This is a genomic window from Enterobacter cloacae complex sp. HYC042_NIDB (assembly GCF_056673315.1).
On sequence record NZ_CP109650.1, the window covers coordinates 3,670,569 to 3,682,898 of the forward strand.

11 protein-coding genes are annotated in these 12,330 nt (G+C 56.0%); all 11 read right to left on the bottom strand.

Annotated features, from left to right (window positions below; translation table 11 throughout):
- Positions 1-106: 106 nt before the first annotated feature.
- Positions 107-1,285 carry an outer membrane protein assembly factor BamB gene (gene bamB, locus OKF39_RS17540; RefSeq protein ID WP_028014058.1) on the bottom strand — a complete coding sequence of 393 codons (1,179 nt, stop codon included), beginning with the start codon at positions 1,283-1,285 and terminating at the stop codon, positions 107-109.
- Positions 1,286-1,295: 10 nt separating this feature from the next.
- Positions 1,296-1,916: a YfgM family protein gene (locus tag OKF39_RS17545; protein WP_028014059.1), complete on the bottom strand. Its 621-nt coding sequence runs from the start codon at positions 1,914-1,916 to the stop codon at positions 1,296-1,298.
- A gap of 13 nt (positions 1,917-1,929) precedes the next feature.
- Positions 1,930-3,204, bottom strand: a complete 1,275-nt coding sequence (gene hisS / locus OKF39_RS17550) for a histidine--tRNA ligase (RefSeq protein WP_028014060.1) — start codon at positions 3,202-3,204, stop codon at positions 1,930-1,932.
- Positions 3,205-3,284: 80 nt separating this feature from the next.
- The gene (gene ispG / locus OKF39_RS17555; RefSeq protein WP_025757688.1) at positions 3,285-4,403 is read right to left on the bottom strand and encodes a flavodoxin-dependent (E)-4-hydroxy-3-methylbut-2-enyl-diphosphate synthase; all 1,119 of its coding nucleotides are present in this window, start codon (positions 4,401-4,403) and stop codon (positions 3,285-3,287) included.
- Between the two features lie 26 nt (positions 4,404-4,429).
- Positions 4,430-5,437, bottom strand: coding sequence for a cytoskeleton protein RodZ (gene rodZ, locus OKF39_RS17560; RefSeq protein WP_047368095.1), 1,008 nt, complete (start codon positions 5,435-5,437; stop codon positions 4,430-4,432).
- 291 nt (positions 5,438-5,728) lie between these two features.
- Positions 5,729-6,895 carry a dual-specificity RNA methyltransferase RlmN gene (rlmN, locus tag OKF39_RS17565; protein ID WP_028014062.1) on the bottom strand — a complete coding sequence of 389 codons (1,167 nt, stop codon included), beginning with the start codon at positions 6,893-6,895 and terminating at the stop codon, positions 5,729-5,731.
- Between the two features lie 147 nt (positions 6,896-7,042).
- Positions 7,043-7,474, bottom strand: coding sequence for a nucleoside-diphosphate kinase (ndk, locus tag OKF39_RS17570; protein WP_003860625.1), 432 nt, complete (start codon positions 7,472-7,474; stop codon positions 7,043-7,045).
- A 122-nt stretch (positions 7,475-7,596) separates the two neighbouring features.
- A complete protein-coding gene (locus OKF39_RS17575) occupies positions 7,597-8,472 on the bottom strand; it encodes a 4Fe-4S dicluster domain-containing protein (protein ID WP_182034994.1) in 876 nt (291 codons plus the stop codon).
- On the bottom strand, positions 8,472-9,260 hold the full coding sequence (locus tag OKF39_RS17580) for a dimethyl sulfoxide reductase anchor subunit family protein (RefSeq protein WP_479983201.1): 789 nt from the start codon (positions 9,258-9,260) through the stop codon (positions 8,472-8,474). Before OKF39_RS17580 ends, OKF39_RS17575 begins: the two co-directional genes overlap by 1 nt.
- Positions 9,253-9,882: a DMSO/selenate family reductase complex B subunit gene (locus OKF39_RS17585; RefSeq protein ID WP_003860631.1), complete on the bottom strand. Its 630-nt coding sequence runs from the start codon at positions 9,880-9,882 to the stop codon at positions 9,253-9,255. Before OKF39_RS17585 ends, OKF39_RS17580 begins: the two co-directional genes overlap by 8 nt.
- The gene (locus OKF39_RS17590) at positions 9,879-12,257 is read right to left on the bottom strand and encodes a DMSO/selenate family reductase complex A subunit (protein WP_479983202.1); all 2,379 of its coding nucleotides are present in this window, start codon (positions 12,255-12,257) and stop codon (positions 9,879-9,881) included. The genes OKF39_RS17585 and OKF39_RS17590 overlap by 4 nt, the downstream gene beginning before the upstream one ends.
- Positions 12,258-12,330 lie beyond the last annotated feature (73 nt).

Genomic DNA, 12,330 nt, shown 5'->3' on the forward strand with positions numbered 1-12,330 from the left:
AGCCTCATAAAATTCAAATAAACGTCGCATTCGCGGCGTTTTTAAAAATGTCAAAACGGCTCCTGAGTGAACAGGAGCCGTTTAGTATACTACAACCGCCGGGTAATTAACGCGTGATCGCGTACAGCGTGCCGTCTTTTGCCTGAATCAGCAGTTTGCCGTCAGCCACAACCGGGTCGGTCAGGAAGCCTGAACCGTCCACTTTCTGCTGCGCCACGAAGCGGCCATTCTCTGGATCAACCCAGTGCATATAGCCTTCGCTGTCGCCAACCACCAGGCTACCGTTGTACAGCACTGGCGCGGTCAGCAGACGGTGCAGCAGATCGCTTTGCGTCCACAGCGTCACGCCGCCTTCGGTGCTCAGCGCCAGCAGGCGATCGTTCTGGTCAACCATATAGATGCGGTTACCGTCCACGATGAAATCATTCACAGAGCCCAGCTCACGTTTCCACATGATCTGGCCGCTGCGCAGGTCCAGCGCGGTCAGGTTGCCGTTATAGGCCAGGGCGTAAACCACACCGTCAACGATAACCGGAGTAGTGTCTACGTCGCTCAGGCGGTCGATTTCAGTTGAGCCAGTGGCCTGCGAGATACGCTGCTGCCAGATCATCTGGCCCTGCTGCATCAGCACGGCACTCACGCGACCGTTGTCACCGCCCACAATGGCAGCGCCAAATGCGGTTGCAGGTGCGGATTCACCGCGCAGAGAGAGCGCAGGCATATCCAGGTTAACGGTCCATTTCACCAGACCGTCCGCTTCGTTCAGCGCCTGCAGCTGGCCGTTGCTGGTATGGATCAGCACCAGCCCGTCGCTCACGACCGGACGTGACAAGGATTCACCGGCTACGGCGGTCTGCCATGCAACAGAACCATCGCTGGCATTCAGCGCGTAAACCTGCGCTTTTTCGCTGCCCACGTAGACATGCCCACCGGAAACGGTCAGGCCGCCAGACAGCAGTGCAGGTTTACGGGAGAACCAGCCGTCTTTTTCCGCCAGGTTAACGGACCAGACCTCTTTCCCGTCATCGGCGTTCACCGCTTTCACGGTACCTTTGCGGTCAGCGGCATAGACAACGCTGTCTGCATACGCAGGATGAAGGTTGGAATAGAAATCACCAATCCCGCTGCCCACGGAGACATCCCACGCGGTGGATGGGGTAAACTGGTTTTCAACCGTCGGCAGTGGGGACATTTTCACAACGTCTTCTTCGCCACTGAACAGTGAACAACCACTTAATAACGTAACAGAAAGCAGTCCTGGCAGAAGTAATTTACGCAATTGCATCGGGTCCCTCTCAGACGGACAAATTATTTATTTTCATCTGCATCATTTCGCTCAGCGCAGGTGACGCTTTGCTCTCTACGCCAGCTTGCCACGCTTTACGCGCGCCCGCTTTGTCACCTTTGCTCAGCAGTGCTTCACCGCGCAGATCGGCAACGATGGCAGCAAAACCTTCGCCTTTGATGGTATCGAGCGTTTTCAGCGCGTCGTCAGCTTTTTTCTGCTGAACCTGAATACGTGCCAGGCGCAGATTGATCACCGCTTTCAGGTTTTCATCGCTGGCAGCAGCAAGGCCCTGAGACAGCTGAGCAGCGGCTTTATCCAGTTCGTTTTTATCAACGTACTGCTGAGCCACTTCCAGCGCTGCCAGTGCACCGTAGGTGTTTTTGTTGTCAGCGGCAAATTTCTCTGCCGCAGCCAGCGTTTGCGGCTGGTCGGCACGAATCGCGCTAACGGTATTTTCATAGGACAGGGACGCGCCGCGCGCGGAATCCGCCTGATGGTTGTTCCAGTAACGCCAGCCCACCAGCGCACCCACACCTAAAATAACCCCAACAACCAGCGCTTTGCCGTTTTCAGCAAAGAAGCGTTTAATCGCGTCGACCTGATCGTGTTCGTTCTCGTACATTTCCACGCCGTCTTTCTCCTTAGCCCAATAGAGTGCGCAAGTGCGCCGCAACGCCGTCCTGCGTTACCGTTGTCTGCTCACCAGAGCGCAGGTCTTTTACTACCACTTCGCCGTTAGCCACTTCGGACTCGCCCAGCACCAGTGCAATACTTGCGCCCCACTTATCGGCACGAGCAAACTGTTTTTTGAAGTTGCCGCCGCCATGGTTGGTCATCAGCTTAACGCCCGGCAGCGCATCGCGCACGCGTTCGGCAAGCTGCATCGCCGCAGACTGCGTTTCCGCGCCTGAAGCCACCAGGTATATATCGACAACGGAATCTGCTTTAAATTCCGGATTAACTGCCTGAACCAGCAAAACAAGTCGCTCAAGACCCATCGCGAAGCCAACCGCAGGCGCCGCACGACCACCCAGTTGCTCAACCAGACCGTCATAACGGCCGCCGGCACACACGGTGCCCTGAGAACCGAGGCTGGTGGTTACCCACTCAAATACGGTGCGGTTGTAGTAGTCCAGACCGCGCACCAGACGCTGGTTCACTGTGTAGGCAATGCCCGCCGCTTCGAGCAGCTTGCACAGGCCGGTAAAGTGTTCGCGAGACTCGTCGTCCAGGTAGTCACCCAGCGCAGGGGCATCGTTCAGCAGCGCCTGAACATCAGGGTTTTTGGAATCCAGCACGCGCAGCGGGTTGCTGTACATGCGACGTTTGCAGTCTTCGTCCAGCTTCTCTTTATGCTGCTCCAGGAAAGCCACCAGCGCATCGCGGTAGTTAGCGCGCGCTTCAAGAGAACCGATTGAGTTCAGTTCCAGCGAAACGTGCTCAGAGATACCGAGGGCGCGCCACCAGCGAGCGGTCAGCATAATCAGTTCGGCATCGATGTCCGGGCCCTGCAGGCCAAAGACTTCCACACCCAGCTGGTTAAACTGGCGATAACGACCTTTCTGCGGACGTTCGTGGCGGAACATCGGGCCGATATACCACAGGCGCTGCTCCTGATTGTACAGAAGACCATGTTCGATGCCGGCGCGTACGCAGCCCGCCGTACCTTCCGGACGCAGGGTCAGGCTGTCGCCGTTGCGGTCCTCAAAGGTGTACATCTCTTTTTCAACCACGTCGGTCACTTCACCGATCGCGCGTTTGAATAACGGGGTCTGCTCTACAATCGGCAAACGGATTTCGCTGTAACCGTAGCTGCCGAGCACCTGCTTCAGCGTGCCTTCAATGCGCTGCCAGATGGCGGTTTCGCCAGGCAGGTAATCGTTCATGCCGCGGATGGCTTGAATGTTTTTTGCCACGTTTATTCTCTTTCTATATACAAAAAAAACCCAAAGAATGGGTTCAATCATACATGGGAAGCGGCACGCTTCCCATCACGTTATTTTTCAACCTGCTGAACGCTGATTCGCTGTGTCTCGTCCATCATCGCGGCTTTGGCGCGGATGCGGGCTTCAAGCTGGTCAATCATGTCACTATTATCCAGACGATCTTTACGAACGCCATCTTCATAGAGACCACTTTTCTTGTTACCGCCGGTTACGCCCAGGGTTGAGACCAGCGCTTCACCCGGACCATTCACGACACAGCCGATGATGGAGACGTCCATCGGGGTGATGATGTCTTCCAGACGCTGCTCCAGGGCATTCACCGTGCCGATCACGTCAAATTCCTGACGCGAACAGGTTGGGCAGGCAATGAAGTTGATCCCACGCGAGCGGATACGCAGCGATTTCAGAATATCGAAACCGACCTTGATCTCTTCTACCGGATCCGCCGCCAGCGAGACGCGCAGGGTGTCGCCGATCCCTTCGGAGAGCAGCAGGCCCAGGCCGATCGCAGACTTCACCGAACCGCTACGCAGGCCGCCCGCTTCGGTGATCCCGAGATGCAGAGGCTGATCGATCTGTTTTGCCAGCAGGCGATACGATTCAACGGCCAGGAAAACGTCAGAGGCTTTTACGCTGACCTTGAACTGATCGAAGTTAAGACGATCCAGATGATCGACGTGACGCATGGCGGATTCGAGCAGCGCCTGCGGCGTTGGCTCGCCATATTTTTCCTGCAGATCTTTTTCCAGAGAGCCGGCGTTTACGCCGATACGGATTGGAATGTTTTTGTCGCGGGCGCAGTCAACCACCATGCGAATGCGTTCTTCATTGCCGATGTTGCCCGGGTTAATACGCAGGCAATCAACGCCGTATTCAGCAACTTTCAGCGCGATACGGTAGTCGAAGTGGATATCTGCAACCAGCGGCACGCTGACCTGCTGTTTGATCAGCTTGAACGCCTCAGCGGCATCCATCGTGGGCACTGAGACGCGGACAATGTCCGCACCTACACGCTCTAATGCTTTGATTTGGTTGACCGTTGCTTCCACATCCGTGGTGCGCGTATTGGTCATCGACTGGACGGCGATAGGTGCCCCATCGCCGACTGGCACATTCCCAACGTAAATCCGTTTCGATTTTCTACGTTGAATCGGAGCCTGGTTATGCATGAAAAATCTCCCGCGTTGCCCGTCTGTTACTGTGCTGCTGATTGTTCGGCATTAACGGTAAGACGTGCAACCTGGTTAGTTCTGATAAAGCGGCTCAGGTCGACAGGTTTTCCTTGATACTGGATCTGTACCGCTGCCGGAGCGCCGATTTTAAGTTTGTAAGGTGCCTGACCCGTTAGGTTTAACGTGCCATCTTTCCGCTGCAGGCCGCTGAACAGTTTTTTACCTGTCGCGTCAGTCACTTCCAGCCAACAGTCAGCCGTGAAGTTCATCACCAGCGCATTTGGATCGGCGGCTGGCGCGGCGGTTGCCGCCGGGTCGGTCGGCAGGGACGCCGCGGCGTTGTTCGCCGGCTGAGTCGCTGCAGGGACGTTCGCCGCAGTATCGACATTTGCCTGAGAAGGGGCGACGACCGCGTTTTGATCCTGAGCCTGAGGCGCAGCGGTGTTCGCCGTTGCGGCCGGAGCCTGTGCTGCATCGGTTGCCGGAGCCGTTGTTTGCGGCTCGCTTGAGGCCGCCGCACCGTCGGTGTTAAGCGGAACGCTCTGGGCACCACCATTGCTCGCCTGATTGAGTTCAGCGGAGGATTGATCGGCCATCGTGGTGATCTCTTCCTGCTGCGCCTTGTGGTTTTGCCACCACCATGCGCCGGTCAGGCCGACAACAACAAACAGCACCAGCCAGGTAAAGCTCATCAGCCAGCCATCACGTTTTTTACGACGTTTCCCCAGGGAGAAAGTTTGCATCGGGGCAACTTTTGCTGCACGAACCGGTGCCTGCTTCTCCATCATTGGCAGTAATTCATTTTCGGGGATGTGCACCAGTTTTGCGTAAGAGCGGATATAGCCGCGCAGAAATGTTGAAGCCAGATCGGCAGGCGCCTTATCTTCTTCAATATCGCGAACCGTGGAAACTTTCAGGCACAAGCGTTCTGCAACAGCTTGCTGGCTGAGTCCGAGTTGTTCACGGGCGTTGCGAAGACGAACGCCAGTGGAGAGTGCTTCATGTTGGTCGTGAGTGGCTTCAGTATTCATTCGCTACAACTACTGGTACGTGAAAAAAAGGGTTCAGGTGCCGGTGAGTCACAATGCCGCCCGCACCGCGAAACTTCAGGTCAGTTAACCTTGAACAGACAGTATAAGACTGTCAGCCGGTAGATGACAGTGCAGCTCTGCCCGCGTGGCTAAACTGTTGTTACGTCGTTACATACTGCCCGAAACTCATATGAAACGCACCGTAATTATTAATCAAACGTCACGAATCTGACTGATTATTCAGTCAGATTATGCATCACAGCGTAGATAATGCGCCGTGATGCATAATAATCAAACAGCTTTAACCGCAATGGTCTCGCCCTGCATGCGTTTACGCAGGGTACGTTTGGTACGGTCAATGACGTCACCGGCCAACTGTCCGCATGCAGCATCAATATCATCACCGCGGGTTTTACGCACGATGGTGGTGAAACCATACTCCATCAGCACCTTGGAGAAACGGTCGATACGGCTGTTCGAGCTACGGCCATACGGCGCGCCCGGGAACGGGTTCCATGGGATCAGGTTGATTTTGCATGGCGTATCCTTCAGCAGTTCAGCCAGCTGATGCGCGTGCTCAGTACCGTCGTTGACGTGGTCCAGCATCACGTACTCGATGGTGACGCGGCCCTGGTTTGCGTTGGATTTCTCCAGGTAGCGACGCACGGCAGCGAGGAAGGTTTCGATATTGTACTTTTTGTTAATCGGTACAATTTCGTCACGAATTTCATCGTTTGGCGCGTGCAGGGAGATAGCCAGCGCAACGTCAATCATGTCGCCGAGCTTATCCAGCGCAGGCACAACGCCTGAGGTAGACAGCGTCACGCGGCGCTTGGACAGGCCAAAACCGAAGTCATCCAGCATGATTTCCATCGCCGGCACCACGTTGGTCAGGTTCAGCAGCGGTTCGCCCATCCCCATCATTACCACGTTGGTGATCGGACGCGTGCCGGTCACTTTTGCCGCACCCACGATCTTCGCGGCACGCCAGACCTGACCGATGATTTCAGACACGCGAAGGTTACGGTTAAAACCTTGCTGAGCCGTAGAGCAGAATTTGCACTCCAGCGCACAGCCCACCTGAGAAGAAACGCACAGCGTGGCACGATCGTCTTCCGGGATGTAGACGGTTTCAACGCGCTGATCGCCTACGGCAATCGCCCATTTGATGGTGCCGTCTGCCGAGCGCTGCTCTTCCACCACTTCCGGCGCGCGGATTTCAGCCACTTCTTTGAGCTTGTTGCGCAGCACTTTGTTGATGTCGGTCATCTCATCAAAGTTGTCGCTGCAGTAGTGGTACATCCATTTCATTACCTGATCGGCACGAAACGGCTTCTCACCCATATCTTTAAAGAACTCGCGCATCTGCTGACGGTTCAGGTCCAGCAGGTTAATTTTTCCATTTTTATTGGGAACCGCAGGAATGGCGACTTCGGAGGTATTCACTAGTTCAGACATAATTTTTTCCGGCCTCGTTGTTACACGTTGTGGCCCTTGGTGGGTTGAAAAGAAACGCCCCGGTAAGCAGTCTGCTCGTCCGGGGCGTTGCATTGTACAAAGTCTGGCGCAGGGATGCCACGTTTGCACGCGGCATTTACGAAATTATTAGCGAGTGCGCGGGCACACTTCGCCTTCAGCGAAGAAGAACGCGATTTCGCGTGCGGCAGACTCAACGGAGTCGGAACCGTGGGTGCCGTTCTCGGTGAAGCTGTCCGCGTAGTCAGCGCGCAGGGTACCTGCCAGCGCGTTGTCCGGGTTGGTTGCACCCAGCAGATCGCGGTGACGCTGTACTGCGTTTTCGCCTTCCAGCACGGAGACCACGATTGGACCGGAGGTCATGAACTCCACCAGGCCGTCAAAGAATGGACGACCTTCGTGCTCAGCGTAGAAACCGCGAGCCTGCTCAACGGTCAGGTGCAGCATTTTGGTGCCAACGATCTTAAACCCTGCTGATTCAAAGCGAGCGAAGATGCTGCCAATAACGTTTTTTGCCACCGCGTTTGGTTTGATGATGGAAAAAGTACGTTCAATAGCCATGATAACCTCTGTAAAATGTTCTGTTGTTTTGCATACCTGAGTATGGTGTGGCGCGGATTATAAAGAGCAATAGCGCCATTGCCTATGGTTCTGCATAACATTTTTTTAAAATGAGACGAAGATTAGCAACAGGCCGGATTTCGCATACCGTGTTGATGGCGTAAACAGAGCGGGCACTGCTTTTCATCAGGCGTAAATGACCAGAACTGGCGCTGGCACGTCAGGCAAACTGCTTTATATGCGGGAGTGGCCACGTTTTTTGCCGGTCCATCTGTTTCTACGACGTTTATGGCCTCGTGCTGACATACTGCCTCACAGCCACCGCAGCCGGTACAGCGCCCGGTCTCCACCACCAGCGCGGCGTTCTCAAACCGAATCGCGTTTTCCGGGCAGCTTCTCCAGCATGCACCACACAGCACGCACTTATTAATATCGAGTGCGATATCTGACTCGCTAAACGTCGAGAATGCCCTGCGCAGCTCCCGCGGCCCCGGGGAAACGCGACAGGCTTTTACATCCTCGCGGGGAACGTGCATCAGCGCACGACGAGCGATATTCACCTCGCCGCTCGGTATGAGCTTAAACCCCCACTCCGCTTCACCACGGCGACGAAGCGCAAGATTAAGCCGGGCAAGCGCCAGCAGCCAGTCAGGGTATTGCTCTGCGTCGATACTGATAAAACGAACCTGGCGTTGCGCGTGCCACAGCAGCAGCTCATTCACCCCAGGTGCGCGTTCAGTAAAAGGCCCAACAAGGGTATCTCCACGCAGAAATCGTTTTCGCGGCGCGATGCCGGTAATGGCCCCGGAGGGGCAGACGAACAGGCAGTCACCGCATTCAATACAGCGATTTTCATCAACCGAGACGCCGGTTTCCGTAAAAGAAAAAGCCTGCGCTGGACAAACGTCCGCGCAGGCGCAGCAGGAAGCGTGGCGAAAACGGCGACGGACGCACGCATGCGTCACGTCCATCGCCGGGGCAAACGTCAATCTGCCCATCAGCCAATACTGAAGAAAACGAAGCGCAGCATCAGCTCACCCGCAATCAGCAAGGCGCTGCCCAGCAGCAGCGTGCCGCGCGCCGCTTTCAGGCCGCCCGCAGCAAAGCAGAGCATACCTGCAACGGACACGCACCAGCTCAGCAGATGTACCGCGCGCAGCTGTTCGAGCATCCGTAGCGGTGCGTGAGGGAACGTCACCACGGTATTGTCCATGGCAGTGATGTCTGCCAGCCAGACGGGCTGCATCACCAGACGCACAAGCACCACCAGCGTGATAATGACAACCGCCGCACGCAAGGTGGTCTGGGAACGCATCCCATTTGCCATGCAGGCTGAACCGATGATACCCACCGAGCCGATAAACAGTACCAGCGTGTTAATGTGCTTCCAGGTCACTACGGACGCGTGCATGTAGATTTGTGCCATGCAGAACACGTCCACCAGCCCGACAAGACCCGCCACGGCCAAAAGCAGCTTCCAGCCTGGCTTATTGGAAAACATCAGCAGCACGGCGAGGCCAAGCGCCGCCAGGTAAAGGCTGGCGAAGATAATCTCGCGGCTCAGCCACGAGCTGGAAACGTGGCGTAGCGCGTTCAGGGCGTTGAGCGGATAGCCCATATGCAGCGCTGAGGCGAGCAGCCCCAGGCTCGCCAGCACAAACGCCCCAGCGGCAGGCAGCAGCGCGCTACGCGGTGTAGTATGCGCTCCCCCGAACGCCAGCCAGAGCGTCACGCCAACCGATCCCTGCAGGAACAGCGTAAAAATCAGCAGCGGTAACTCATGCATGACGTTTCCCCTCTTTCTCTGCGCCCTGATGCGCTTTGATCACCAGGTTCGGTTTTGTAATCGAGGAATCAGGCAAGCCCTTCACATCGCATACCGCACCGTATTTCGCCCGAAGTTCATCAATAGGCCCAAATTTGATCGCCTCAAGCGGACAGGTTGCCACGCAGACGGGCTGCTCGCCCTTCGCCTGCAGATCCACGCAAAAATCGCATTTGGACATCTGCCCGGTCTGCTCGTTGAGCTGTGGCGCGCCGTAAGGGCAAGACCACGCGCAGTAGCCGCAGCCAACGCACTTGTCCGTATCGACGCGCACGATGCCGTCGCCCGGACGCTTGTGCATTGCGGTGGTCGGGCAGTTTTTGGTGCAGATCGGGTCCGCACAGTGGTTACAGGAAATAGAGAGCGTGTAGGCAAAAACGTTGTTGCTAACGCCGCCCTGCCCGGTTGGGATGAAATTCCCGCCGTTGACTTCGTATACGCGACGGAAACGACGTCCGACCTCAAGGTTGTTTTTGTCTTTGCACGCCACCTGGCATGCCTTGCAGCCCGAGCAGCGGGAAGAGTCAATATAGAAACCCAGCTGTTTATCGCTCACCGGCGCGTAGTGTTTAAACTGACTCATGCTTTAGCTACCTCCACCAGCATGGTTTGATGGGAATTCCCTTTCGCAAGCGCGGTAATACGGGCAGAGCTAAGCACGTTCGCGCAGCCGCCTTTATCGACGCCCTGTTCGTCCGGCTGCCACCAGGCGCCTGCCTGCATGGCAACAACGCCCGGAATGATGCGCGGCGTGACCTCAGCCGGAATTTCACAAATGCCGCGCGCGTTATGAATGCGCACGGTATCCCCCTGGGAAATGCCGCGCTTTTGCGCGTCCTGCGGGTTGATCCACAGCTTTTGCTGCTGCGCCTCAATCAGCCACGGGTTGGCGTACTGGGTTGAGTTAGCACGGTTTTTGCCTTTCCAGGTGATCAGCTGCAGCGGGAAGGTTTTCGCCAGTTCGTCTTCCGGCCCTTCGTGGGCGGGCACGTAGTGCGACAGCGCCGGAATCTCCGGATGGTGCATGTCGTACAGACGCTTCGAGAAGATCTCAATTTTCCCGGACGGCGTCGGGAACGGATGATTTTGCGGATCGCGAATATTGTCTTCAAAAGCGACGAACGGCGCGCTTTTGAAAAGATGCTGGCGCGTCTTTTGTAGCGTCGCGAAGTCCGGCAGGTTTTCATCTGGCATGGAGAGCCGCGTCTGCTCCCAGATGTGCTCAATCCACGCTTTTTCGTCACGGCCCTCGCTGAATGCAGGTTCGACGCCAAGCTTAGCAGCAACTTCCCGCAGCCAGTCGTAGTCTGAACGGCGTTCGAATTCAGGTTCAATCAGCTTTTCCGACAGGATCAGATAGCTTGCCGTGCCCCAGGTTTCGCCGATATTCCAGCGTTCCATAAAGCTGGTTTCCGGCAGGAGAAGATCGGCGTATCGGGCGCTCGGCGTCATAAACAGATCGCTTGCGACGATAAACTCGATTTTCGACTCGTCTTCCAGCACGCGCGTCGCCTGATGCAGATCCGGGTTCTGGTTAGCCAGATAATTTCCCGCCAGCGAGAAGAGGATGCGGATATTACTGTCCAGCTTCTCTGCATCCTTCAGGCCGTCTTCCGCCGTTACCTTAGAAGCATCATCGGCGGCCTGCACCCAGTTCATCACCGATATTTTGGCTTTTACCGGGTTATCCGGCATCTCCGGCCCGGCAGCAAATTTACGATTAGCGCAGCCGCCATAGCCTGCCGCCCAGCCGCCCTTCACCCCAACGTTACCCGTCAGCGTTGCCAGTAACGTCGAGCCGCGCGCGGTGCGCTCGCCGCAGTTATGGCGCTGCGGTCCCCAGCCCTGGATCAGCGCGGCGGGTTTGGTGGTTGCGTAGTCGCGCGCCAGCTGACGAATGGTCTGCGCAGGCACGTGGGTGATTTTCTCTGCCCACTCGGGCGTTTTCGCCACGCCATCTTTTGCGCCGCTCAGATAAGCCATCAGGGATTCATTGGCCGGAACGCCTTCCGGCATGGATGCTTCGTCAAAGCCCAGGGTATAGCGCTGAATGAAGTCGCGATCGTGCAGATTCTCCGTGACGATCGTGTACATCATGGCGTCCATCAGGGCGTTGTCTGTTGTGGGAAGCAGCGGGATCCACTGGTCAGCCAGGGAGGAAACCGTATCGGAATAGCGCGGATCGACAACGATAAAGCGCGTGCCGTTTTGCTTCATCTTCTGATAGAAGTAGTTGCTGTGACCAAAGATCGTCTCCGTCGGGTTATGCCCCCAGAGGATGACCAGTTTGGTATCCAGCAGCGTGTCCAGAGAGCTGCCGCTGGCGGCGGTGCCGTAGGTATACGGCGTGGCTGCCGCCGTGTTGCCCATACTGACCGAGTGATAGCTTTCAAGATAGCCGCCGGTTAAGTTGAGCAGACGACGAACCATTTTATCGCCGGAAAACGTTCCGCCGGATACCGCAGTGCCCACATGCACATAGCGTGAGGCAGCGCCGTATTTTTGTGTAATCGTTTTTAATTGATTCGCAATAAGCGTGGTGGCTTCATCCCAGGTAATACGCTCGAATTTTCCTTCGCCACGTTTACCCACGCGTTTCATTGGATATTTAAGCCGATCGGGATGATAAACAAATTTCCGATAAGCGCGGCCACGAACGCAGGCGCGCATTATCGGCATCTGCGGATCTAACGCATTGTCCGGACGCGTTGAAATTCGGGTAACAACGCCCTCACTAACGTGAGCGCGAATATCACATTTACCGCCGCAGTCAAACGTGCTGCAGGTTTGCACCACTTTTTCTTCAGGCGTCGCGTGTGTTGCCGCCGTACTCTGTGCCTGTGCTTTACCTGTTGTCGCTACAAAAGGAAGGGCGGCGAGCGCCGACCCTGCCTGAATAAAATGACGCCGGGATAGCGCGGGAATAAGCCCCTCTCCCTGATTTTTATTTTTCTTCATTGCTCGTTCCTTAAAATAAAAACGCATTCTCGTTTTTTTTCAGGAACGAATATTGATAATTATCAAACTAACT